Annotated in this window: 26 protein-coding genes; 15 read left to right on the top strand and 11 right to left on the bottom strand. The window is 61.6% G+C overall.

The features are described from left to right. The first annotated feature begins 411 nt into the window (after positions 1–411). The 3 genes from ABK249_RS22020 to ABK249_RS22010 all read left to right on the top strand — a co-directional run bounded on the left by ABK249_RS22020 (position 412) and on the right by ABK249_RS22010 (position 2,367). Positions 412–846, top strand: coding sequence for a Ros/MucR family transcriptional regulator (locus ABK249_RS22020; RefSeq protein ID WP_037157632.1), 435 nt, complete (start codon positions 412–414; stop codon positions 844–846). A gap of 308 nt (positions 847–1,154) precedes the next feature. Further along, positions 1,155–1,577 carry a helix-turn-helix domain-containing protein gene (locus ABK249_RS22015; protein WP_348864010.1) on the top strand — a complete coding sequence of 141 codons (423 nt, stop codon included), beginning with the start codon at positions 1,155–1,157 and terminating at the stop codon, positions 1,575–1,577. After that, positions 1,570–2,367 (top strand): DUF6456 domain-containing protein, encoded by a 798-nt coding sequence (locus tag ABK249_RS22010; protein WP_348864009.1) that lies wholly within the window; start codon positions 1,570–1,572, stop codon positions 2,365–2,367. Before ABK249_RS22015 ends, ABK249_RS22010 begins: the two co-directional genes overlap by 8 nt. A gap of 173 nt (positions 2,368–2,540) precedes the next feature. On the opposite strand, the gene ABK249_RS22005 is transcribed toward ABK249_RS22010, so the two are convergent. Then, a complete protein-coding gene (locus ABK249_RS22005; RefSeq protein ID WP_210051435.1) occupies positions 2,541–2,963 on the bottom strand; it encodes a SufE family protein in 423 nt (140 codons plus the stop codon). Between the two features lie 188 nt (positions 2,964–3,151). Beyond that, positions 3,152–3,610: a DUF5330 domain-containing protein gene (locus ABK249_RS22000; RefSeq protein WP_415926469.1), complete on the bottom strand. Its 459-nt coding sequence runs from the start codon at positions 3,608–3,610 to the stop codon at positions 3,152–3,154. 500 nt (positions 3,611–4,110) lie between these two features. On the opposite strand from ABK249_RS22000, the gene ABK249_RS21995 reads away from it, so the two are divergent. The 5 genes from ABK249_RS21995 to ABK249_RS21975 all read left to right on the top strand — a co-directional run bounded on the left by ABK249_RS21995 (position 4,111) and on the right by ABK249_RS21975 (position 7,769). Beyond that, positions 4,111–5,628 carry a sensor histidine kinase gene (locus ABK249_RS21995; protein WP_265105765.1) on the top strand — a complete coding sequence of 506 codons (1,518 nt, stop codon included), beginning with the start codon at positions 4,111–4,113 and terminating at the stop codon, positions 5,626–5,628. Further along, on the top strand, positions 5,600–6,535 hold the full coding sequence (locus ABK249_RS21990) for a peptidoglycan-binding domain-containing protein (RefSeq protein ID WP_037157610.1): 936 nt from the start codon (positions 5,600–5,602) through the stop codon (positions 6,533–6,535). The genes ABK249_RS21995 and ABK249_RS21990 overlap by 29 nt, the downstream gene beginning before the upstream one ends. Before the next feature lie 116 nt (positions 6,536–6,651). Beyond that, positions 6,652–6,948, top strand: coding sequence for a nucleotidyltransferase family protein (locus tag ABK249_RS21985; RefSeq protein ID WP_037157607.1), 297 nt, complete (start codon positions 6,652–6,654; stop codon positions 6,946–6,948). Next, complete coding sequence (locus ABK249_RS21980; RefSeq protein ID WP_348864008.1) at positions 6,948–7,307, top strand: HepT-like ribonuclease domain-containing protein; 360 nt, start codon at positions 6,948–6,950, stop codon at positions 7,305–7,307. Before ABK249_RS21985 ends, ABK249_RS21980 begins: the two co-directional genes overlap by 1 nt. A gap of 117 nt (positions 7,308–7,424) precedes the next feature. After that, positions 7,425–7,769: a DUF1491 family protein gene (locus ABK249_RS21975; RefSeq protein ID WP_227702238.1), complete on the top strand. Its 345-nt coding sequence runs from the start codon at positions 7,425–7,427 to the stop codon at positions 7,767–7,769. 10 nt (positions 7,770–7,779) lie between these two features. On the opposite strand, the gene ABK249_RS21970 is transcribed toward ABK249_RS21975, so the two are convergent. After that, positions 7,780–8,826, bottom strand: a complete 1,047-nt coding sequence (locus ABK249_RS21970) for a DUF2336 domain-containing protein (RefSeq protein ID WP_348864007.1) — start codon at positions 8,824–8,826, stop codon at positions 7,780–7,782. Positions 8,827–9,511: 685 nt separating this feature from the next. On the opposite strand from ABK249_RS21970, the gene ABK249_RS21965 reads away from it, so the two are divergent. Beyond that, a complete protein-coding gene (locus ABK249_RS21965) occupies positions 9,512–9,688 on the top strand; it encodes a hypothetical protein (RefSeq protein WP_200884009.1) in 177 nt (58 codons plus the stop codon). A 210-nt stretch (positions 9,689–9,898) separates the two neighbouring features. On the opposite strand, the gene ABK249_RS21960 is transcribed toward ABK249_RS21965, so the two are convergent. The 3 genes from ABK249_RS21960 to ABK249_RS21950 all read right to left on the bottom strand — a co-directional run bounded on the left by ABK249_RS21960 (position 9,899) and on the right by ABK249_RS21950 (position 13,632). Continuing rightward, positions 9,899–10,489: a DUF1254 domain-containing protein gene (locus ABK249_RS21960; RefSeq protein WP_037157599.1), complete on the bottom strand. Its 591-nt coding sequence runs from the start codon at positions 10,487–10,489 to the stop codon at positions 9,899–9,901. Continuing rightward, the gene (locus ABK249_RS21955; RefSeq protein ID WP_348864006.1) at positions 10,482–11,069 is read right to left on the bottom strand and encodes a DUF1214 domain-containing protein; all 588 of its coding nucleotides are present in this window, start codon (positions 11,067–11,069) and stop codon (positions 10,482–10,484) included. Before ABK249_RS21955 ends, ABK249_RS21960 begins: the two co-directional genes overlap by 8 nt. Before the next feature lie 325 nt (positions 11,070–11,394). Further along, on the bottom strand, positions 11,395–13,632 hold the full coding sequence (locus tag ABK249_RS21950; RefSeq protein ID WP_415926468.1) for a transglycosylase domain-containing protein: 2,238 nt from the start codon (positions 13,630–13,632) through the stop codon (positions 11,395–11,397). A 179-nt stretch (positions 13,633–13,811) separates the two neighbouring features. Between ABK249_RS21950 and ABK249_RS21945 the strand changes: the two genes are divergently transcribed. The 5 genes from ABK249_RS21945 to ABK249_RS21925 all read left to right on the top strand — a co-directional run bounded on the left by ABK249_RS21945 (position 13,812) and on the right by ABK249_RS21925 (position 18,846). Further along, entirely contained in the window at positions 13,812–14,273 is a 462-nt protein-coding gene (locus ABK249_RS21945; protein WP_348864005.1) for a YcgN family cysteine cluster protein, read from the top strand. Positions 14,274–14,447: 174 nt separating this feature from the next. After that, on the top strand, positions 14,448–15,551 hold the full coding sequence (locus tag ABK249_RS21940; RefSeq protein WP_348864004.1) for a helix-turn-helix transcriptional regulator: 1,104 nt from the start codon (positions 14,448–14,450) through the stop codon (positions 15,549–15,551). A gap of 191 nt (positions 15,552–15,742) precedes the next feature. Then, positions 15,743–18,160, top strand: coding sequence for a heavy metal translocating P-type ATPase (locus tag ABK249_RS21935; RefSeq protein WP_348864003.1), 2,418 nt, complete (start codon positions 15,743–15,745; stop codon positions 18,158–18,160). Then, positions 18,157–18,588, top strand: a complete 432-nt coding sequence (cueR, locus tag ABK249_RS21930) for a Cu(I)-responsive transcriptional regulator (protein WP_037157584.1) — start codon at positions 18,157–18,159, stop codon at positions 18,586–18,588. Before ABK249_RS21935 ends, cueR begins: the two co-directional genes overlap by 4 nt. Before the next feature lie 57 nt (positions 18,589–18,645). After that, on the top strand, positions 18,646–18,846 hold the full coding sequence (locus ABK249_RS21925) for a heavy-metal-associated domain-containing protein (RefSeq protein WP_037157581.1): 201 nt from the start codon (positions 18,646–18,648) through the stop codon (positions 18,844–18,846). A 76-nt stretch (positions 18,847–18,922) separates the two neighbouring features. On the opposite strand, the gene ABK249_RS21920 is transcribed toward ABK249_RS21925, so the two are convergent. The 3 genes from ABK249_RS21920 to ABK249_RS21910 all read right to left on the bottom strand — a co-directional run bounded on the left by ABK249_RS21920 (position 18,923) and on the right by ABK249_RS21910 (position 20,930). Beyond that, on the bottom strand, positions 18,923–19,342 hold the full coding sequence (locus ABK249_RS21920; protein ID WP_415926471.1) for a GNAT family N-acetyltransferase: 420 nt from the start codon (positions 19,340–19,342) through the stop codon (positions 18,923–18,925). 495 nt (positions 19,343–19,837) lie between these two features. Then, positions 19,838–20,134, bottom strand: coding sequence for a hypothetical protein (locus ABK249_RS21915; RefSeq protein ID WP_348864001.1), 297 nt, complete (start codon positions 20,132–20,134; stop codon positions 19,838–19,840). A 184-nt stretch (positions 20,135–20,318) separates the two neighbouring features. After that, positions 20,319–20,930 carry a TetR/AcrR family transcriptional regulator gene (locus ABK249_RS21910; RefSeq protein WP_227702247.1) on the bottom strand — a complete coding sequence of 204 codons (612 nt, stop codon included), beginning with the start codon at positions 20,928–20,930 and terminating at the stop codon, positions 20,319–20,321. A gap of 158 nt (positions 20,931–21,088) precedes the next feature. Between ABK249_RS21910 and ABK249_RS21905 the strand changes: the two genes are divergently transcribed. Next, the gene (locus tag ABK249_RS21905; protein ID WP_348863999.1) at positions 21,089–21,850 is read left to right on the top strand and encodes an SDR family NAD(P)-dependent oxidoreductase; all 762 of its coding nucleotides are present in this window, start codon (positions 21,089–21,091) and stop codon (positions 21,848–21,850) included. A gap of 222 nt (positions 21,851–22,072) precedes the next feature. On the opposite strand, the gene ABK249_RS21900 is transcribed toward ABK249_RS21905, so the two are convergent. Further along, entirely contained in the window at positions 22,073–22,237 is a 165-nt protein-coding gene (locus ABK249_RS21900; RefSeq protein ID WP_227702249.1) for a hypothetical protein, read from the bottom strand. Positions 22,238–22,500: 263 nt separating this feature from the next. Then, a complete protein-coding gene (locus ABK249_RS21895; protein WP_348863998.1) occupies positions 22,501–23,136 on the bottom strand; it encodes an outer membrane protein in 636 nt (211 codons plus the stop codon). Between the last annotated feature and the right edge of the window lie 160 nt (positions 23,137–23,296).

Below are 23,296 nucleotides of genomic sequence, written 5' to 3'. Positions count from 1 at the left end.
AAGCCTGTCATAATTGAGAGAACACTCGTGTATCTGGCAGTAAAGCTGCTTTTTGCCTTCTATAACCGGCAGAAAGGCCGGTTGCTGGTAAAAACGCACTTGGACATTTAGCGAAGCAGTGCTACTTCATGAATAGTAGAGTGCAGATGTTGTTCTAGATTAGGCGTCACCTCGTTAATTCGATAGAGCCGGCAAGTTTTTCAGACTGAAAAACAGGTAGGTCGATGACGAGGCTGATTTCAGTCGAAAGCAATATCCGGCGAAAATCGCTTTTCTTCCGCATGAAGCTTAGGGGTAGGCTTCGGTCCAAGGACGATGCGGGGGTTTTGGGTTTTCTTCGGGAGACTCTGCGAACGGTCGGGTGCCGCGGAGGTCGCGGGCCTGCCGGTCACTTACAACAGGAGACAGGAAATGACAGACATCGCATTGGGCAAAGGCCAGGACCTGCTGGTTGAACTGACAGCAGATATCGTGGCTGCCTATGTGAGTAACCACGTGGTCCCCGTCAGCGATCTTTCGAACCTGATCGCCGACGTGCATTCGGCGCTGAGCAACACCTCCTCGCCGGCTCCGGTTGCGACAGCCGTCGAAAAGCCGAAGCCGCCCGTTCCGATCAAGAAGTCCATCGAAGACGACTATCTGATCTGCCTCGAGGATGGTCAGAAGTTCAAGTCGCTGAAACGGCACCTCATGACCCATTACAACATGACTCCGGAAGAATACCGCGAGAAATGGGGTCTGCCGGCCGATTATCCGATGGTAGCCCCGGCTTACGCGGAAGCGCGCTCCAGGCTCGCCAAGGAAATGGGTCTTGGGCAGCGCCGCAAGCGCAGCAAGGCCGCCTGAGCCGGGACATACGCTGGCTGGCCAATTGGGAAAAAGCCAATCCCTCCGGTGGAGACCGATCGTAACGCGACCGGGGATGGGATTTTGTACCCGAAAATGCGAATGCGATGAAGACCGGGCTTCCACGCCCGGTTTTTCCTTGCGGGAGGCAGGACGGGGATGGTTAGAGGAAAAAAATCCCATTTTCTCTCTGGCTCTTGTCAAAAATATCAATAATTTCAGCGATAAGTTGTAGACGGACAGTTTCTTGCATCCTCGCTTTTGCTCTAAGGTGTATGAATTAATTCCTATTCATGAGGGAATTTGTCATGCCTTTGGAGAAACATTTCGAGCCTTTCGTCCCGCCGCCCGGCCGCTTGATCGCTGCCTGTGCCGCTAGCCATCCGCCTGGGCTTCCCGCCAGCCTGCCGCTCAGGAATGTGTGCCGGATCGTCCGCCAGATGGTCGGCGAACTTGTGCCGCTTTTCGGTGACCGGGTGATGTTGCGCCGGGACCGGCGGCGGCTTTCATGCCATGTGCGGCAGATCGCCATGTATGTCTGCCACGTGGCGCTGCGGATCTCGATGAGCGATATCGGAGAGGCCTTCGGCCGCGATCGCACGACCGTCGGCCATGCCTGCCATGTGGTCGAGGATCGCCGCGACGATCCCGCCTTCGACGATTTCGTCTCGGCGGTGGAGCGGATCGTCACGGTCGTCTTCGGCATGTCGGAGGTACCGGCCCATGAATGAGAGGAAGCCCGATCCATCGTTTGGAAAGCAGCTCCTCAGATTGATCCGCCAGCTCGCCCGCGGCGAATGCGCGGTCGAGACGGCGGAAGGCGGCGAGATGCGGGTAACCGGTGGCGGGGAGCGGCTTTATTCGCAAGCCGTGATTGCCAAAGCCCGGTCGCTCGGGCTGGCGCAGCTTTCAGGCGGCCGGCTTACGGCAACTGCCGAGGCATCGGCCTTCCTGCGCCGGGCCCTGGTCACGGGCGGAGAGGCGTTCATCGAGCAGCATGGCGAGATGGTTGCCGCCACCACCGAGGTGGAAGGTGCCCGCCAGCCGGTCCGGCGCAATCTTCTGGAATCGCCGCTCGGCGCGGTGGCGCGGATGAAGGATCGAGAGGGCAAGCCCTTCCTGCCGGCAGACGCGATCGAGGCGGGCGAACGGCTGCTTGCCGATTTCACCCGCGGGCAGTTGCAGCCGCGCGTCACCGCCTCCTGGGAGCCGCGTCTTGCAAGCCGGGCGAAAGGGCATGCGGGCGGTCAGGCGGAGATCGCCGACAGCGCCATGGCCGCAAGGCTGAGATTCTCCAGGGCAATGGATGCCATGGGACCGGAACTTTCCGGCGTGGCGGTGGACGTCTGCTGCTTTTCCAAGGGGCTGGAGACGGTGGAGCGCGAACGCCAGTGGCCGGCGCGCTCGGCAAAGCTGATGCTGCGCGCCGCACTTCTGGCGCTCGCCCGTCATTACGCGCCGCCGCCCGCAAGCCGCCGCAGCCACCATTGGGGCACGGAGGATTACCGGCCCGTTCTATGATTCATGGTTTGAATGCCCCTCACCCTGACCCTCTCCCCGTAAACGGGGCGAGGGGACTTGCCTCAAGCACTGTTGGAGAGGGGGACAAAGGGTACGGCATGTCTCCTTCGCCCCGCTTGCGGGGAGAAGGTGCCCGGCAGGGCGGATGAGGGGCATTTCGGGAGCGTGGACTTTTACGCCGCTGCCTTCATCCTTGCCTCTTCCCTGATCCGCTTGACCATGGAGCGCAATCCGTTGGCGCGCTGCGAGGAGAGGTGTTCGACGAGCCCGATGCGGTCGAAGATTTCGATCGCGTCGGTCGCGACGATCTCGGAGGCTCGCTTTCCCGAGTAGACGGCGAGGACGATGGCGACGAGGCCACGCACGATATGGGCGTCCGAATCGCCTTTGAATGTCATCACCGGATCGGAGCTGCCGTCTTCGATATGGCTGACCAGCCAGACCTGGCTCGCGCAGCCCTGCACCTTGTACTCGGACGTCTTCTTGTCGTCGGGAAGATCAGGCAGTTCCTTGCCGAGCTCGATCACATAACGATAGCGGTCTTCCCACTCGTCGAGGAAGGCGAAATCGTCGATGATCTGGTCGATACTGGCCATGAGCGCTCCGGTTTATCTGCGTTTCATATAGGCATTGCAATGCGGGATAAAAGAAAAAAATGCGCCGTGAGGCGTTCATTCCTCACGGCGTCAGCAAAATGCCGAATAGCAGGGCAGGCAGGTCCGGCGCCGGGAACCGAGGCAATCAGGCCCGGCGCAAGCTTTGAAATTCGTAAGGACGATCCCGTTCAGTGAACCGGGCGTTTCTGCGGTACCGGCACCGAACCGGTCAGGATGGTGCCGGTGGAGATCGTGTCGGCAGGGGCGGGAGCGGTTTCGGCGGCCTCGGACGGAAAGGGTGTCGGGTCCGGATCGGCGAGCACTGCGGTTTCCGGTTCCTTCACGCCGGGCTGCCCATTTCCAAATTGCTTGTCGAGCAGTTCGAAGGCGACGCGGGCGCCTTCCTTGGCCCTGACCCCGAGTACCGAGAAGGTTTCGGCGCCCTTTTCGCAGACATCCGGCTTTTCCAGGCAGATGGCGCTCACATACTGATAGGCTTCGGTCGCGGCGTGAAAAGCGTCGCCGACCTCAATCGCCGAGACACCCTCGGTCACGGTCACAGGCCGGCTGCTGAAGTAGGAGAGCACCACCAGCACGGCTGCGAACCAGAATGTTCCCTTGATGAGAAACCACATCGTCCTGTCCACCTGTTTTCCCTGCCGGCTTCCGGAGTGATTCCTGGATGGTGCAGGGCCGCCGGGTCTGTGCCGGTCTTGAACATGGTTGTACCGCCCGGAAGCAAATATGGCTTTGACGCAACCGCTCGGTTTTTCGGCAAATTTATCTAAAATTCGATCTATCGGTTCCGCTGCATGACACTTCTGGCGAGCTTGTCTCGAATTTTAGCGGATGATGTTAAGCATAATTGCGGCAGACGCCCGAAAAGCTCTGGGCTTTGCGCCCGCTCGATTGCCACAAAAGTTAACGTCGCAGGAAAAATCAAACCAAATCCGTCGCTTACGTCGTGTTAACCACAAGCGGAGAAGGCTTGGCGAAGATGTGCCAAAGTCGGATTTCGGGCTTCGGATGGGCGTTCGGCACCCTATCTTTTATCCTTTCCTTAAGCCGCGGGGGCCTATTGTCCCCCGTGAAAAAACGAGTCTCTTCAGGGTATGGCGTGCGCGTATTGAGTAACATTGCCGACAGGATGGTTCTTCTGGTCGATGAGACCGTGAACCGCTGGCTCACTCGCCTTAGCGAAGGCGAAGTGGCTCGCGCTGAGGAGATTGCGCTCTTCCGCCGCCTGGTCTTTGCCTGCCTCGCAACGCTGGTTGTCGTGCCGTCCGCGCTCACGCTCGTCTTCACCCCCGCGCTGGCGCTGCCGGTCGGCGCCGCACTGGTCATCTCTTTCTTCCTGCTGGCCGTCGCGGCCCTCTTTGCGCTGCCGCGCCATGCGGTCGTCTCCGCCGTCGTCCCGCAGCCGGAGGAGATTGCTTTCGAGGCCTGCCCGGGCCTGTCGCTCATCCTCGACCCGCAGGGTCAGGTCATGAAGACGGGTGGACGCGACCGTGACGCCTTTCCCGTCGGCCTCAGCGAGGCTTCGGGCCTGCCGCTTGCCGAATGCGTGCATGTGTCGGACCGGATCGGCCTCGTCCAGGCGCTCGATGTGCTGCGCCAGGGGGCGGCAAGCGCGGTTGTCGACATCCGGATCGAACGGCCTCTCTCGGCCGCCGGCCGCCAGTTCCTGCCCGTCCGGCTCGACATGACCGCAATTCGCGACGGCGAGGGGCAGTTCGTGCATGCCTTCGCGCAGGCGCGGGACATGTCGGAAGAGGAAGACCTGCGCGCTGAGGCGGTCGCCCGTGTCGCCGAGGCGCGCTCCGCCCATGAGGCGAAGTCACGCTTCCTCGCTGCCGTCAGCCATGAACTGCGCACGCCGCTCAATGCGATCCTCGGTTTTTCGGACGTGCTCGCCGGCGAATATTTCGGCAGGCTCGAGAACGACCGCCAGCGCGAATATGTCGGGCTGATCCGCCAGTCGGGCGCGCATCTGCTCTCTGTCGTCAACACCATGCTCGACATGTCGAAGATCGAGGCCGGCCGCTACGAACTGATCGCCGAACCCTTCGCGCTCGCCGAGGCCATGGAGGCCTGCCGCGCCATGCTCGACCTGTCCGCGCGTGAAAAGGGCGTCACGCTGGCAAGCCGCGCCTCCCGGGGCCTTGGCGAAGTCATCGCCGACCGCCGCGCGGTGCAGCAGATCCTCATCAATCTCGCAAGCAATGCCATCAAGTTCACCGAGGCCGGCGGCGCCGTTTCGATCGACGCGGTGCTCGCCGGTGACGACGTGGTGATTTCCGTGAGCGACACCGGCATCGGCATTGCGGCCGAGAAGCTGGAGTTCATCGGCCAGCCTTTCATGCAGGTTGAAAATGCCTATACTCGAAGCTACGAAGGAACCGGTCTCGGCCTTTCGCTGGTCAAGGGTCTGGTGGCGCTGCATGGCGGCCGTTTTTCGATCGCCAGCCGTGCGGGCGAAGGGACCGTGGTGACGGTCTCGCTGCCGGCCGATGGGTCGGGGATCGGAAGCAAACGGGACCAAACCCGGGAGGAGAAAGTCGAATTCCCGCCGCGGCTCAGCAAAGCCCGGCTAACGCCGCAGAAAACGTTCATGATGGACGAACAGGATTTTATCGATGGCCGCGCGGAAGCGAAAATCGCCTGACAGGAGAAAGCCTGTCCGGCAGCCGGGCCTTCTGTCGAGCCTCCTCTCGGCAGCGGGACGCGCCGCTGCGCGCCATCCCAGGCCCGTCATCGGCGCTGCGGCCTTCATCGTCGTCTTCTCGTTCGTCGCTGCCAATGCGCTCTGGTACCAGCCGGGGGGCCATCCCGCGCCATTCCTTGCCACCCGCGACGCCAGCGACCCGAATGCCATCGCCGGCTATCGGCCCGTGCGCCGCGCAGCGCCCGAGGAAGTGACGACCTTCCGCATCGAGCGCGCCGATCCGGATGCGCCCCCATCGTCGCCCGCCACAACGGCACCTGCGACCGAATCGGTAGCCGGGCCGGTCTCCGCTCCCGTATCCGATCCGCTGCCGGTCGCCGTTCCCGCACCGCGCCCGGAAACAATCCAGAGAGAGGCCCGGGAGGCCGCGCCGCAACCCGTCCCGCAAAGGCCGGCTCCGGTTGAAACCGCGAAGGCAGCCCCGGCAAAGCCTGCCCAGCCGGCCTCCTCGTCGAAGGCGATCCCCGTAAGCCGTCCGCCGGAAAAGGTTGCTGCTGCGCGCAACGAGGACCCCGTGGCGGCGGCGATCCGCTCGGCCGAGCGCCGCCCGGTGATGAGGCCGCCTGCCGAGATTCCCAGCACCGGATCGACTCCCCGGACGAATGCCAGGCCCCGGGCAACACCTGTCGCCCAAAAGCCGGCGGCATCTTCATCCTCGGCGGATCTCGTCCTGCAGATCCAGCGCGGTCTGTCGAACATCGCCTATGCGGATGTCGCGGTGGACGGCGTTGCCGGCGAGCAGACCAAGGCCGCCATCCGCCGTTTCCAGAAGCACTACCGCCTGCCGGAAACCGGCGAGCCCAACGAGATGGTGCTGAAGAAGCTCAAGTCGATCGGCGCGCTTTGACGCTTTAGGTGGCGGCGATGATTGCCGGATATCGGCAAATCCCGGGGAATGGAGCTTTGCCGGCCCGTCAGGCGATGAAGATGGATGCCTTGCGCGAAATGATATAGGCTATCGTCATGAACAGAGCCGACGCCATCAAGAAACTCCAGCAACACGCCGATACCGTGAAAGGCATGGGCGCCACGGCTCTTTACCTTTTCGGATCGACGGCCCGCAATGAAGCACGGGCATTGAGCGACATCGACCTGTTCATCGACTATGACCCGGCCAAGCGGTTCTCGCTCCTCGACCTCGTCGGGATCAAGCAGTTTCTAGAGGAAGAGCTTTCCGTTGAGGTTGACGTTACGACCCGCAGCAGCCTGCATCCGATGCTGCGGACCGATATAGAACAATCCGCCGTCCGTATTTTCTGATGGTCAAGCGCAAGGTCGAGCCGGTTCTAGCTGAAATTCTGGAAGCGATCGAAGGCATTGAAACCCATACCGCCGGAAAGTCCCTGGCCGAGTTTGAACACGATTGGTTGCTGCGCCACGGCACGCAACGAGCGCTGGAAATCATATCGGAAGCCTCCCGTCACATACCTGATGAGCTGTTAAACCTTGCTCCCGATATTCCCTGGAAGAAGATTCGCGGTATCGGCAATATCCTGCGCCACGAGTATCACAAGATTGCAGACGACGTGATCTGGGTCGTTGTGAGTGAAAACATCTCGCCGCTTAAAGCGGCCGTCAAAGCCATCCAGAAATCGATTGGCGACAAGAAGCAACCGTAATGGAAGCCTTTGGGACAGGTCGCCTCGCGATCTCGACATGCCTCGGGGTGGCCATCTGGACATAAGGCCGCTCGTTCAGCCATTTGCCCTTCGCGGCGAACCGCCGTAAGACGGGCCATGCGCCTGAAGTCCGATATCTTTGTTTCCGCCCTGATACGCCGCGTCTTCGCACTCGGCGGTTTCGCCGCCGTCGAGAAGAAGGGGGCGGAGGAGGCGGGGGCGATCTTTATCCGCCAGCGGTTCCGCGACGGACTGGAGACGCTTTACGCGCCGGCGCCGCAGAACTTCTTCGGCGAGGAGGATGCGGGGCGCAAGTTCGAGACGAGGGCGGAAAGGGCAGAACCCGATGCCGTCCGCGAGATGCTGTCGCGCGAACTCCGCTTCGATCCGGATCTCTGGCTGCTGGAATTGGAGACCGACGATGTTGCCGGTCTTTTCGAGGTCATCAAGCCCGCCGGTTGAAGACAGCGCTTTATCGAACCCGGCGCAGGCCGTGCACCGGCCTGCGGGCGCTCGCCGTGGTGCGGATCACCTGCGGCAGGGCCTCGTGTCCTTCGCCATCACGCGCGTCGGAAGCGACCGGCCGCTGCGGTTCGGCGTAGGTGTAGCGGTCGGCGCGGCGCCAGGCTTCGACACGCCTGCCGCATTCGTCCTCGTCAAGCGCCTCCCAGAGCGCCTGTGCCCGGGGCATGCCGTTCTGCGGGGCCGAGAGATGGTCGTAGAGCCGCTCCAGGATGAAGACTGCATCGTCGGTCTCCATGGCCACGCCCTTTAGTGTGGTGGCGAGCTGCTGGCCGGAGATATCGAGCATGATGCGCTCCGCGAGCCATCGGCTGGCGGAAAGCGTGTCGGCGAGCACGCTGGCGAACAGGCCGGCCTCACGGTTGCGGGCGAAGCGCACGAGCAGCGCTTCCTGGATCGGCGAAAGGGTGCGAAGCCCGAGCCGGTCCGCGGCCGGCCGGTTGACATGTCCGGCGAGCGCCTTGATGTGCCGGCGCAAATGCTCCTCGCGCGCCAGCCGCTCGGCATCGTCCGTCGCGCCCGGCATCGGTCGCACGGCCCGCACCTCCTCGGTACCTCCGCCATTGGCGCTCAGGCGCTTCGCGTGATCGTAGCGCAGACCGACGAGCGCATCGATGACGGTCGGCGACAGTGCTTCGCGGCTGACGATCGCGCGGGCATGCGCTTCTCCTTGCGTGCGGGCAATGGTGATCAGCGCGTCGTCGGTAAGGCAGGCGGACGAGATGAGGAAGGGAGCCGCGATCGTGATCGGCTGACAGGCGATGAAAAAGGCGACGGCCGGCGGCACGGTCCTGCATTGTGAAAGCGCTGCGACCGCCTCGCGACGGGCCTCTTCGGAGGAAGCGGTAAAGAGCGGGGCGAAGAGTTCGGCGAACTGTCGAAGTTCCGACCGCGACGGATGCGGCAGACTTTCGAAGCTCGTCACGGTGGCCATCAGCACCACATCCTTCTTACGCATGGCCGGGGGCCTCTCAAGGTCGCGAAACTCGTTCGTCACGGGCAAACTCACGTCAACGCAATACAAATCCGGAGGTGCCACGAAGCATCCAGGCCCGCCTCAAGGCCCGCCTGACGCTTTCATCGTACCTTGCTTAAGTCCTCAAATCGGAACTCTCCCTGTGGCGCCGAGCCGCTCTCACGCAGCTGTGAAAACATCCATGGGAAAGGGAGCGCCCCGGTTTAACCAGATGCTAACTCTCTGAGGGTTAACGGTCAGTGAAAACGGATCGTTTTGATACGTCTGTGATTTTTTGGAGTTCCTGTTGGTTCATCATCGCCATGCGCAGCGAGTCAGATCGATGTGTGAACCAATCGGCCGATCGTGCGTTTCCATTGCCGACACCAGACATGCACCGGTAGCAAATGCTATTTTAGCATTAACTCACTATTAACGCTGCTCTGGCTGAATTTGCGAAGTAACCGGCGTGTATTGCCGGGATTTCAGGTTCCGGATGGCCTCGCGTTGCAGGGCTCGACCCTGGAGGCCATCCGTCAGGCGACCGGCTGAGGCGGAACCGGCTGCCAGTACGGGAATATCGTTGCGCCTTGTTTGAAAAGGTGCTGCAAGGAGAAAGGTGCGGTATGCCCGCGGGTTACCCCTCGGGGAGCACCAGCCCTCAAGGAGGGCAGGGTGAGATCGGTCCGTCTTCATCCGTCTCGAATTCCTGAAAACGGAGACGAGCATGGCAGAGATCGTAGTGCTGAACAGATGGCGGAGCGAGAATATCCGCCGACCACAGATCAGGATCGGCGAGGAAGATGATGCCGGCCGGCTCTTGCTGTTCACCGGGGTGCGTTATGAGCGCTTCGATGACCGGGGAGACCGCAAGGCCGAAAACCACGCCGTTCATGCCGAATAGATCGAGTTCCCGGTTTATTTGACGACAAACCTTCCGGCATACGCGGCGTCATCCTCGGCCTTGTGCCGAGGATCTGCTCACCTAACCAATCTGTTGATTAGATTTAAAATCGTAGCCGTGGTTAGATGCTCGGGACAGGCCCGAGCATGACGAAGGGGATGTTGCCGCTCTTTGCCAGCAGCTCAAGTCCTTACCTTTCACTCAATACCGTCAGAACCGGCTTCTGGAACGCCACTCGAAGGGCGCGCAGGTTGCCTGGGTCAGAAATTGCGAGGCGATATCCGCAAAGCTTGCCTGCGGCGCGAGGCTTCTGAGAATGACATAACCTTCCGCCTGCTGGGTTTCCACCAGGATCGACTGCGAGACCGCCTGCGGCAGCGATTTGCGCAGCGTGGTGATCTGCACCGGCGTGGCGATCACCACGTCCAGCATGCCGCCGGCCGATGTTCGGTCGTTGATGCTGAAGACCTCGTTGGACGACTGGTCGTAGACGGCAAGCGACCAGAAGGGCACGCCGCCATTTTGAGCCGTCAGCCGCACGGGGCCGCTCCCGACATCGAAAGCGCACACGGCAGCTTCCACGAATGGATCGTCCTTGGAAAGCCCCGCCCGGTCCGGTCGTTCGCCGAGGCGGTGAAAGCGGTGGATATCGCCTTCCGCCAGAATGCGGGTATAGGCGTCCCGCTCGCTGAATTCCGGCAGCAGTAGCACGATGACGAGATGCAGGAGTGCTGCGCCGATGAGGCCGGTCACGACGGCGAAAAGGATCTGCAGCGCAAATCGCGACCGAGGTCTAAGCATTGCCACACCCGATCTTTTCGACCCGCGGCATGGTCAGGTCGATGAGGCCGGAACTGCCGGCCGTCGGCGTATCGAAGAGCGTCAGCGTCAGCCGGAACGAGCCGGGAGCCGGCACGGCGAGCCAGTTTCCCGGCCTGGCCGTCGAGGAAATGGCGATATCGAAGCTGCCGTCCTCGTCGCGCAGCACGATGCGGGAATTGAGCGCCCTCGGCAGGTCGGAACGGGCGGACGGCGGGGCGGCGCCGGGTGCGCTGGCAAACAGCGTCCAGAAACGCGCCGGCGGCGTATGGCCGGTCAGACGGTAGGAGCAGTTCCCGGAAAGCCGGGCGCCCGTCTCGTCTGTGGCGGCGGTGAAGACGAGGCCTTCGGCGCTGGCATAGATGAGCTTGCCGGCATTCGCCCGGTGTGATTTCGCGTAGGGGTCCGCCTTGGCGGTCTGCACCTCCGGAAAGGCTTCCCAGGGCCCGAGCTTGATGGCGCCGAAGCCGACGGTCGCGTCAAGCGCCATGAGAGTGGACCAGATCCCGCCGCCGAAGGCGATGGCAAGTGCGATCGCGATGAGGAAGGGAACACGGAACACGGGTTTGCTTTGGCCCTCGGAATAGCTGCATCAGAGGGTTAGCATTGATTCTGGCGGGAAGGAATGGGCGGGGGAGGCAGTTTAGTGAGCGCAATTGCCATGATTGCCTCTCTTGAAACTCCCTCACCAACAAAATCTAGCACTTAGCTTCGCTAAGATGCTGATTTTGTAACCTCTCCCACTAAGGGAGAGGTAAGCCCGCGGCAGCGCGGCATCTCTATCTCTCCCCCTGTGGGAGAGAAAGCGATTTCAACATCTTAGCTGAAAGCTAAGTGTTAGAAATTGCAAGTGAGGGGATATTCCTCTCCAGAAACGCCGCCTGAATCTACCGCCGCAGCTCTCCGCTGACCGGCGTTATGACCGGCGCGCCCTTTGCCGGTTCCGTTTCACTGACCGTGCCCCCGGCATCGGCCATCTTGGTGCCCGCCGGTGCGAGCGGGCCGGCCTTCTTCAGGTTTTCGCCGATCTGCCTCAGGATGCGGGTGGATTCGGCCGAGAGCGAGCGTGGCCGCACGAGCACAAGGCCGGGCTCGCCATCTTTCTTTGCCACTTCCGTACCCTTGTGGCCGCCGGTCGGCAGCGGGTTTTCGATGCCGGGTATGGCCCGGAGTTCGATGCCCTGATGGGCATAGTCCATCAGCGTCTTGAAGGTCATGGCCGGCAGCGAGCCGCCCGTCATGTTGTGCATCGGCGTGAAATCGTCGTTTCCGTACCAGACGGCGGTCGTGTAATTGCCGGTGAAGCCGATGAACCAGGCATCGCGGTAGCTCTGCGAGGTGCCGGTCTTGCCGCCGGTCACGATGCCGCCGTCAAGGGCCGCCCGGCGGGCCGTGCCGATCACCGGGATCTGCGTCAGGATGCGGTTCATGGACGAGGTCGCCTGTTCCGAAAGCACGCGGCTGGCCGGCGGTTCGTCGCGGTTGAAATCGTATAGCACGTCGCCGTCATAGCCGAGCACTTGCCCGATGCCGTGGCGGCGCGATTGCATGCCCCCTGCCGGCATCACCGCATAGGCCGTCGCCTGGTCGAGCACGGTGACTTCCGACGTGCCGAGCGGGATGGTCTTGTCGGTTCTGAGCGGGGTCTCGATGCCCATCTTCTTGGCGGTCGCAACGATCGCTTCCGTGCCGAGATAATCCTTGGCGAGCCGGACCGGCACGGTGTTGTACGACTGGGCCATGGCGGTGAGCAGCGTCACCTTGCCCTTGTAGGACCGGCCGTAGTTCTGGGGCGACCAGCCGCGCCAGGTGATCGGCGCATCCGAGATGACCGATTCCGGCGTGAAGCCGTTCTCCATGGCGGTGGAATAGGTATAGAGCTTGAAGGAGGAGCCCGGCTGGCGAAGTGCCCGGGTGGCGCGGTTGAACTGGCTTTCGCCATAGTCGCGGCCGCCGACCATGGCGCGCACGGCCCCGCCGTTCTCGATCATCACCAGAGCGCCCTGCTTCGCCTTATAGCTCTCGCCATATTCGCGCAGGCTGGTTTCCATGGCGGATTCCGCCGCCTGCTGCAGGCCGGTGTCGATCGTCGTGCGCACGATAACGGAATGCTCGCGGAACTTGCCATCCTTCGCGAGCCGCTGCACCTCGTCGAAGGCCCAGTCGAGGAAATAATCGGGCGCCTTGACGTCCGCCCGGTCGACCACAGTGGCCGGGTTGCGCCGCGCGGCGATTACCTGGCCCTCGCTCATCAGCCCGCTCTGAACGAGATTGGAGAGCACCTCGTTGGCGCGACCGCGGGCGGCCGGCAGATTGACATGCGGCGCATATTTCGCCGGTGCCTTGAAGAGGCCGGCGAGCATGGCGGATTCGGCGAGGTTCACTTCCGTGATGTTCTTGCCGAAATAGAATTGCGCCGCCGCTGCCGCTCCGAACGTGCCGCCGCCCATATAGGCCCGGTCGAGATAGAGCGACAGGATTTCCTTCTTGGACAGGTTCGCCTCCAGCCAGAGCGCCAGGAAGGCTTCCTTGATCTTGCGCTCGATGGAGCGCTCGTTGGTGAGGAAGAGGTTCTTTGCGAGCTGCTGGGTGATGGTCGAACCGCCCTGCACGACGCCGCCGGCCTTGGCGTTTTCGCTGAGCGCGCGGGTGAGCCCGATGAAATCGATGCCGAAATGGTCGAAGAAGCGGCGGTCCTCGGTTGCGAGCACGGCCTTGATGAGATGGTCGGGCAGCTCGTCGATCGGGACGGAATCCTCATGGATGATGCCGCGGTGGCCGATGGTATTGCCGTAGCGGTCGAGGAAGGTGACGGCGAAATCGCCGCGATTTCGCCAATCTTCCTTGGTTTCCTCGAATGCGGGTTGCGCCAGTGCCAGAAGAACGACAAAACCGGCGGTGCCGAGCGTCATCGCCTCGCCGGCAAGCTCGAAGCCGATGCGTTTGCAGCCGCGGACGCGGAATTTGCGGGAGAAGATGGTGATCTCTTCCCAGATTTCACCGAGCGTGAAACCGAGATTCCAGACGGTGGAATCGATCCAGGAATCGATGCGCAGCAGGAAGTGGCGCTTTCTGCGCGGCCTGTCGTCGGGTGACTTTGGCTCGTCCTGCAGTTCGTCCTGCACCGTGGATTCCCCCGCCCGTTTTCAATGAGATGTGCTTGACGCCGCCCCATGAAGGGATCAAAGGCATGAGCTCTCACCGTTATTCAGCAATAGCTGACAAATGGTTTAAGCGCGATAGCCAAATCGCAACAGGTAAAGGGCAGGATGGGCGATTTGTTCCATGCTGCCGCGAAAGTGATATGACGGAAGAACCTTTCTGGAAGACGAAGCGGCTCGACGAGCTGAGCGGGGAGGAATGGGAAAGCCTCTGCGACGGCTGCGGGCTCTGTTGTCTCAACAAGCTCGAGGACTGGGATACAGGGGAAGTGGTCTTCACCTCGGTGGCATGCCGCCTGCTCGACGGGACGAGCTGTCGCTGCAAGGACTACGACAACCGGCAGGCGACGGTGCCGGATTGCATCCGGCTGACGCCCGAGACGGTCGATGATATCGCCTGGCTGCCGCCCACCTGCGGTTACCGGCTGGTGCGTGACGGCGAGGACCTCTACTGGTGGCACCCGCTCGTCTCCGGCGATCCGGAGACCGTGCATCTCGCCGGCATATCCGCCCGCGGCCGAACGGTCAGCGAGGAGGATGTCGATGTCGACGACTTCGAGGACTATCTGGTCGACTGGCCGCTGACGGTGGGTGGAAACGGCTGAGAACCACGTCGTCGAGAATTATCTGCCGGCCGGGTAGGTAAAATTCGAAATATATTCAAAAGGCGAGTTCTTACTTACGTAATTTTGCGAATGTACCTTCCCGCCCGCGGAGATTAAACCTGATGCCCGTCAGTTCAACCATTCGATGGCAGTTTGATGAAGGCAGAAGGTACATTGGCAGACCGCCTCTATGAGGCAGCCCTCGTTCCTGAGCTTTGGACGGAGGCCTGTGAACATCTGGCCTCGGCGGTTGCGGCGGACAGTTCCTCCATTTTCACCGTAGACGGCCAGGGCAGCCATCGCTTCGTCACGACGCCCAATGTCGCGGAAATCTATGCCGAGTTCGCCAGGAGCGAACACCGGTTGAACAATACCAGGGCGGCCAGGGCACTGGAGCGCTCTCCCTTCTCCTTCGGCCGTGATATCGACATCCTGACGAAGGAGGAATACGAGGAGGATCTCATCCGTCCCACCTTTCTCGAACCTCACGGCGTGAAATGGGAAGCCGGCTGCGTATTTCAGGAGCCGACCGGGCATACGATCGCCATCATCCTCATGCGCGGCCATGGACGCGAGCATTTTGCCGATGAGGAGCTTGCCCGGCTCAATCTTCTGAAGCCGGATATCGCCCGGGCCGCCTATCTTTCGTCCCGCCTTTCCTTCAACGCAGCCCGTTCGATGACCGAGACGCTTTCCATGCTCGGCCTGCCGGCAACGGTGATTGGCGATGAAGGCCGGGCGATCGCCATGAATCCCGAGATGGAGGCGCTCGCTCCCCGCATCCGCACCGGCGCCGCCGACCGGCTGATCCTGGAGGGGGCAGGCGCCAATGCGCTGCTGGACGATGCGATAAAGCGCTACAGGGCTCAAGCCGTGCCGACGGTGCAGTCGCTGCCGATGATGGCGCGCGACGGGGCGCCGGCGCTGATCCTGCATCTCCTGCCGATCCGCCGCGCGGCGCGCGACATCTTCTCCCGTTCCATGGCGGTTCTGGCGGTGACCGAGGTGGGAAAGGTCGGCTCACCGGATATGCGGGTTCTCTGCGGCCTCTTCGACCTGACGCCGGCCGAAGCCCGCGTGGCGCGCGGCATTGCGATGGCCCAGACGCCGGAAACGGTGGCCGCCTCGCTCGGCGTTTCGCTCGAAACCGTTCGCTCGCACCTGAAGCGGATCATGAGCAAGACCGGCACCACAAGACAGGCGGAACTGGTGCTCTTGCTCGCGGGATTGAGCGCGCCGGTCTTCGGCATCGGAGCGCGCGGCGACCAGGACGAATAACGTCTCTCTCTCTCTCTCTCTAGCAACGGTCCCCCAGGCATCCGTCCGCGTCTGGCGGCCGGCCACGGAAACGGTGACGAATTCCTGCTCTGACGAGGCCAAAAAATCCGCATCATCACCCCTTGACCTTCCCATGATGGGAAGCTCCACATAGGGCGGGAATGAGAGAAACCGCTCCCAGGGATCCAGTGATGAACCAGACCGTAAACCCGAACCGTCTTCGCGAACCCTTCACCATCCCGGTCGAGGGTATGACCTGCGCGTCATGCGTGCGCCGGGTGGAAAATGCGGCCGCCAAGGTGCCGGGTATCGACAAGAGCGCGGTCAACTTCGCGACGAAGAAGCTGACGGTGGAATCGGCGGACGGCTTTTTGCCCGAAGAGCTTGAAAAAGCGATCAAAAAGGTCGGGTACGAAATCCCGCCGGGCGCCATGGATCATGCGCTCCGCGAGGCCGGAATGCTGCCGGCTGCAATACCCGCGGGGCATGCCGGGCATGGTCATCATCTTGACCACGCGGGCCCTGACCCTTCGGGCCGGGACCATGCGGATCATGCCGCCCATGCCGGCGGACACGACCATGCGCACATGCACCAGGGCGAGGAGGGGAAGCTGAAGCGCGACCTTGCGATCGCCTTCGTGCTGACGCTGCCGCTTTTCGTGCTGGAGATGGGAAGCCATTTCTACGATCCGTTCCATCACTGGCTGATGGGCATCATCGACACGCAGAATCTCTACTACCTCTATTTCCTGGCTGCGACGGCGGTGATCTTCTGGCCGGGCTTCCGCTTCCTCAGGCTCGGGCTTCCGGCGCTCCTGCGCGGTGCGCCGGAGATGAACTCGCTGGTCGCCGTCGGCGTGCTTGCAGCCTATGGTTATTCGTTGGTGACGACCTTTGCGCCGGACCTGCTGCCCGAAAGCGCCCGCTTCGTCTATTACGAGGCGGCAACGGTGATCGTCACGCTCATCCTGTTCGGCCGGCTCCTGGAGGCTCGCGCCGCCGGCCGCACCGGCGAGGCGATCAAGAAGCTCGCCGGTCTGCAGGCCAAGACCGCCCGCGTCGAGCGTAATGGAAAGACGGTCGATATCGCGGCCGGCGAGGTGGTGGCGGGCGATATCGTCGTCATCCGCCCCGGCGAGCGCATTCCAGTCGATGGCACGGTGATCGACGGCACTTCCAATGTCGATGAATCGATGATTTCCGGCGAGCCGCTGCCGGTGGAAAAGGCGGCCGGCGCGACCGTGGTCGGCGGCACCATCAACAAGACGGGCTCCTTCCGCTTCCGCGCCGACAAGGTCGGCCGCGACACGATGCTGGCCCAGATCATCCGCATGGTGGAGCAGGCGCAAGGGGCGAAGCTGCCGATCCAGACCCTGGTCGACGAGATCACCGCCTGGTTCGTGCCCGTGGTGATCGCGTTCGCGGTCCTCACCTTTGCCGTCTGGGCCTTCTACGGTCCGAGCCCGGCGCTGACCCACGCGCTCATCAATGCGGTTGCCGTGCTGATCATCGCCTGCCCCTGCGCCATGGGGCTTGCTGTGCCGACCTCGATCGTCGTCGGCGGCGGCCGGGCGGCTGAACTCGGCGTGCTCTTCCGCAAGGGCGAGGCGCTGCAGGAACTGCGCAATGTAAGCCTCGTCGTGCTCGACAAGACCGGCACGGTGACCAAGGGCCGGCCGGAGCTGACCGATCTCGTCACGACCGAAGGCCTTGCCGGGGACGAGGTTCTGAAACTGGTGGCAAGTGTCGAGGCGCAGTCCGAACACCCGATCGCGGAAGCCATTGTCAAGGCGGCGGAAGCAAAGGGCATTGCCGTGCCGAAGGCCGAAAAATTCGAATCCGTCACCGGCTACGGCATTCAGGCGGTGGTCGACAGCCGCAAGGTCGCCGTGGGCGCCGACCGCTTCATGGAGAAGCTCGGGCTTTCGGTGGAAGAATTTGCCGAAGCGGCCAGCCGCCTTGCAGACGAGGGCAAGACTCCGCTCTATGTCGCGGTGGACGGCAAGCTTGCCGCGGTAATCGCCGTTGCCGATCCCCTGAAGCCCGCAAGCCGGGCTGCGATCAGGGCGCTGCGGGAAATGGGTGTCGAAGTGGCCATGGTGACCGGCGACAACCGCCGGACGGCGGAAGCCATCGCCCGCCAGGTCGGGATCACCAGGGTCGTGGCCGAGGTCCTGCCGGAAGGCAAGGTCGCTGCGGTCCACGAGATGCGCGCCCAGCGAAGCCAAAGCGGCCGGAAGATCGCCTTCGTCGGTGACGGCATCAACGACGCGCCGGCATTGGCGGAAGCCGATATCGGCATCGCGATCGGCACCGGCACGGATGTGGCGATCGAAAGCGCCGACGTCGTGCTGGTCGGCGGCGAGCTTTCCGGCGCCGTCTCGGCGATCGCCATGAGCCGCGCGACCATGGTGAACATCAAGCAGAACCTGTTCTGGGCGTTCGGCTACAATGTGGCGCTGATCCCGGTCGCGGCCGGCGTGCTTTATCCCACCTTCGGGCTCACGCTGTCGCCGATGATTGCGGCCGGCGCCATGGCGCTGTCGAGCGTCTTCGTGCTCGGCAATGCGCTGAGACTGAAAGCGGTAAAGATAGGAGAGACGAGATGAATATCGGACAGGCTTCCGACGCCTCCGGCGTGACGGCCAAGATGATCCGCTATTACGAGGAGATCGGGCTGATCCGCCCCATGGGCCGCACCGGCAACAATTATCGGGTCTATGGCGAGGACGAGGTGCACATCCTGCGCTTCATCAAGCGGGCGCGCTCGCTCGGCTTTTCGCTGGAAGAGACCGAGACGCTCCTGAAACTCTGGCAGGACAAGAGCCGCGAAAGCGCGGCGGTCAAGGAAGTCGCCACGGCTCATATCGCCGATCTCGAACGACGCATCGCCGAAATGCAGGGCATGGTGAAAACGCTGAAGCACCTGGCCCATTGCTGCGGCGGCGACCACCGTCCCAACTGCCCGATCCTCGACGACCTTGCCGGCGACGTGCCTGCATCCTCGGGGTCGAAAAAGACGAAACAGCCCGCTTGACCTTCCCGTTGTGGGAAGGTGCAGAAGGCGTTTATCTCAACAAGGAGAATCTTGAAAATGATTGCGACTTTCATCGTACCGGACATGACCTGCGGCCATTGCGAAAAGACCGTGCGCGGCGCGCTGGGCGAAGCCCTGCCGGATGCTGCGGTGACGATCGATCTCTCGGTCCATAGAGTCACAGTCGAGGGCGATGCGGCAAGGGCCGAGGAAGCGATCCGCGAAGCGGGCTATACGCCTCAACCCGTGGCGGCGTGACCGGCCGGTCTTCACCGTCCTTGTGCGAGGGCGGTGATCTGCCATGGCAGCAGCGACATCGATCGCCGGAGATGAACTACCGAAGACGAATAAGGCCCGCATCGGTCGCCTTGAACTTGCAGGCGCCGTAATAGAAGTCGCGCAGATGCGGCTCGAAGTCCACGTGGAGCCATTCGCAGCGTAAAGCTCTTGCGTGCTTCACTGCCTCTTCGACGAGTGCAGTGGCATAGCCGCGGCGCCTCAGATCCGTTGTGATCATCGTGTCGAGCAAAAATGCATGGACGCCACCGTCCCATGCGACGTTGACGAAGCCGACAAGCCGCTTCGACATGCGCATGCAAATCCAGCCAAGACTGAAGGTATTGAGCCGGCTCCACCAATCGTCGTCGGTCAAAGGGTGCTGGAAACACTCGGAATGAAGTTCATTGAGTTCCGTGTTGGCGAATGTTCCGCGCCACTCGAACCGTACGCCGCTATGCTTAGTCGATCTGGTAATCCTTGCTGCCATATCCTCTTATGCCGGGCTTGCCGCAATCGGGTCAACCTAGCGGCAAGCTGTTCCGGCTTCAGAAGCATCGGCTGGAAAGTGTGAAGCGGTTTTCGCAGGACCCGATGGTCAGACAGAAATTGGAGGAGACGGAGCCGTTCCGTCTGGAGCCGGCACCTATCTGGATCCGCATGCGACAGGAGGCGAAAAGCCCTCGTAACCTACATCCGGGCAATCGCATTTCGGGTCGTATTTCGAGGGTGGTTGGGTTCTTTTGCAGGTGGGATCGGTTCTATGGGCGTATCCGGGCACGCTGGTATAGCGGCTCGTCTGGGTACATCCGGCAAGAGCGATGCAAATGGCGGTCAATGCGATAATGCTTTTCATGCTCCAGCTCCTCAACTCGGTTTCTTTGGAACCGGTATTCATCTTGCTTGAAAACGGACGGACCACATTGTCCGATATCAAAGCCGTCCGTTGACACATCCGGCATCACGACGAGCGTCAAAGAAGATCGATATGGGTCGGCCCGTGATATCGGGTTCGCAGGCCGACCTTTCGCACCTGCTGCAGGAAATTGTTGGTTTCGATCAGGCTGAGGACGAACGTTTGTGTCTCGCCATCGTAACGATCCGCGTGATTGGCTGAAACCCAATAATACCCGCGTTGGGTCATGACCCTCACTTCAAAGCCCCGGCCATCCGTCTTCCTGATGGCGAAGTCGGTACATACGATCAGGTTCTCATCCGCGGAGGAGGCGTCGAGCGCGCCGCTGTCCTGCTTTGATCCTTGGCCATTCATGGTCTGTTACCCGTTTTACTCGGAAGAAGAAACGGTATCGACTTTTTCCATAGGGTCTTTGCTGGAAAGCAAACACAACGAAGATCCTGGCGATCGCTCCAGTATCGGGATGAACAACCCCGGCTTTGCTGGATCGGCAGGCGCACAGATCTTTGCAAGCGGCGACCGGCATCTCGCCTGGCGTTCAGGATGACTTTCCGGATAGCGCAGAGCGGCCCGCAGGCCACGTGGACAGCGCCTGCTCGGCGACGGCCTCAAGCGCTTCACGACTGAAACCGGCTTTGGCCTGCACCGCCATGCCGTGAAGCACGGCCATGAGAAATGCGGCAAGGGCATCGGGTCTGGCCGTCTCCGGCAGGTCGCCTTCGGCCTTTGCCTGTTCGAAGCGTTCGCGAAGCTGCGCCTCGGCGACCACGCGAGCCTCTATCAACACCTGCCGGACAGGCTCCGCGTCATCCGATCCTGCCAGGACACCGTTGATGACCAGACATCCCGTATGGTCGGGATAACGGGTGTTGAGGTCGATTGCATTGTAGAGAATGTGCGCTGCGACCTCTCGCGCCGTCGGAAGCGCCAGAGCCGCCGGGATATAGTGCAGGTATCGCTCGTAATAGCGCACCAGGGCTTTGCGGAAGAGGGCTTCCTTGTTGCCGAATGCCGAATAGAGGGCAGGTCTCTCGACACCGGCGGCTGCGGTCAGGTCGGCGTAGGATGCCCCCTCATAGCCCTTGCGCCAGAAGACGCACAAAACGGCGTCGAGCGCTTTGTCCACGTCGAATTCGCGATGGCGTCCCATCAGTTCAAGCCGGCCTGTTTCATAATGATCATTATTAAACCCCTTGACCGCGGCCGTCAAATTTCATACCGGTCATTATCGTAACGCACATTACTAAAAGTGACGGCATCGCTCGCCACAACCGGGCGGCGCCCTGACCAAACCTAGAAAGGGTACCCATGTCGAACATACTGAAGGGAAAGGTCGCTCTCGTAACCGGCGGCTCCCGCGGCCTTGGCGCTACGACCGCGGAAGCGCTTGCCGACCACGGAGCAGACGTTGCGATCAGCTACGCGGCCTCGGTAGACAAGGCGGAAGCTGTCGTGGAGAAGCTCAGAGGAAAAGGTGTTCGCGCGATTGCGGTAAAGAGCGACCAGGCTGACCTTGCCTCCGCCAGGCCTTTGATCGACAGGGTGCTTGCCGAGTTCGGCAGGCTCGATATCCTTGTGAACAATGCCGGCATTGCGATCCAGGGCCAGACTGTCGACGATCCGGAACTCGACGGTGAGAAATACAACCGCCAGTGGCAGGTCAATGTTATGGGTACGATCGCCAACACGCGCGCGGCAGCGCCGAAATTGACCGATGGCGGCCGGATCATCTTCATCGGCTCTCGCCTTGGCTCAGTCGTGCCTTTCTCGGGTGTCGCCGACTATGCCGGAACAAAGTGGGCGCTCGCAGGCTACGCCAAGGGCATTGCGCGCGATCTTGGCCCCCGCAATATCACCGTCAACGTTGTCCAGCCGGGCATCATGCCCACGGACATGGCCGCTGATGTGGCTGGTGAGCTTCCGAACCGTGACGCCATCCTTGATATGCATCCGATCCGTCGCATTGCAACCCTCGAAGAGGTGGCGGAAACCGTCTGCTTCCTCGCCGGACCACATGCGGGCTACATTACCGGCGAGACCGTGAACATAGCCGGTGGTATTGGAGTCTAGGCATCTTGGAAGAGAACTCCGAAACATAACCCGGCAGAGCACCCGTGTGATCCTGAGCTTCAAATGAAGTTCGGGATCACATCTTCGGCCGTCGGAGCGGGGATTTATGCTTTGATGCTGGATCGGCAACCGGGGCGGTTTCGTGATCTGCCGGGGTGAGACCGCAGGGTGCCGCCATTTTAACCAAACGTCCACATCTGCGGGACAGAGGAAGGCAATCTCTCAGTCCTGGTCGCCGTCAGATTGCGTCGCCGATTTGATGGCGTCGAGCACGCGTTCTTCTTCCTCGATCAGCTTCTCGAGCATGCGCCTCCGGCCCTCATCCACTTCCGCTTCCAACATCGAGCGAAAGCGTTCGATGTTTTTCTTCGCGATGAATTCCTGCACGATGTCGCCCCGCCACGGCAGATATGAACTACCTGAGCTTGTAGAGTAGTCGCCTTTCAAAATTTTGACAAACGTCAATTCATGCGAAGGGCTGCGGCATGATGAGGCGGACCTTCGCTTCCGGGACGATCTGCGTTCGCGGTCCCGATGCCCGCGCCCCTTTCCGCTTCGGCAAACTCAGCCGACCGGATAAACCGCCGGAAGTTTCCTTCAGGCGGCTTTCTCGTGATGACAATCAGACAGAGGGCTGGTTCTCCAGGGCCTCAGAACTTCACGCCGATGCCGACATTGATGATGTGCTGGTTGAAATCGGTGTCGAAGCCACCGAGATCCCCGTCGCCATAGTCGTTGTAGCGATATTCCACCCGGCCGAAGAAATTGTCCGTGAAGGCATAGTCCAGACCGGCGCCGACCGTCCAGCCATGCAGGGTGTCGTCGTCATCCACGCCCGGCCCTTCGACGCTGATATTGGTCATCGTCCAGCCGCCGGCCGCATAAAGCAATGCGCGGTCGAAAGCATAACCGACGCGGCCGCGCAATCCACCGGAGAAGCCGGTGTCCATGTCGAAACCGCCCGCATAGCTGTTCTCGTTCCAGTCGTAGTTCAGGTCGCCTTCGACACCGGCCACGAAACCGTTGGAGAACTGCCAGTTGTAACCGACGAAACCGCCGAACCGCCCGCCGTCGAAATTGTCGTCACCGCCGCCGCCGGCTGCCGTCGCGTCACCTTCACCCCAGGCATAGCCGCCATGGAGACCAAGATAAGGGCCGGACCACGTGAAGGATGGCGTTTCCACCACTTCCGGCGCGGCGGGGATCTGTTCGACCGCATCTGCTGCGAAAACAACGGAAGAAGCGGTCATGGCGGCCGATGCTGCAAGAATGAAAAGAGCCTTCATGGATATTCCCTCCGATTGAAGATGATTATGATGTATGGCGGATAACTTGAAAAGCTGTAGCTAAAATACAACAGGATGCGAAAACCGAAGAGCCCCCATAAGGGGCTGAAACAGAAGGAATTTTATTTTCATCCTATCCCTTGACCTCAACTGTGCTTGA

It is taken from the genome of Neorhizobium phenanthreniclasticum, assembly GCF_040066075.1.
Taxonomy (GTDB): domain Bacteria; phylum Pseudomonadota; class Alphaproteobacteria; order Rhizobiales; family Rhizobiaceae; genus Neorhizobium; species Neorhizobium petrolearium.
This window is presented reverse-complemented; position numbering and strand designations above follow the sequence as displayed.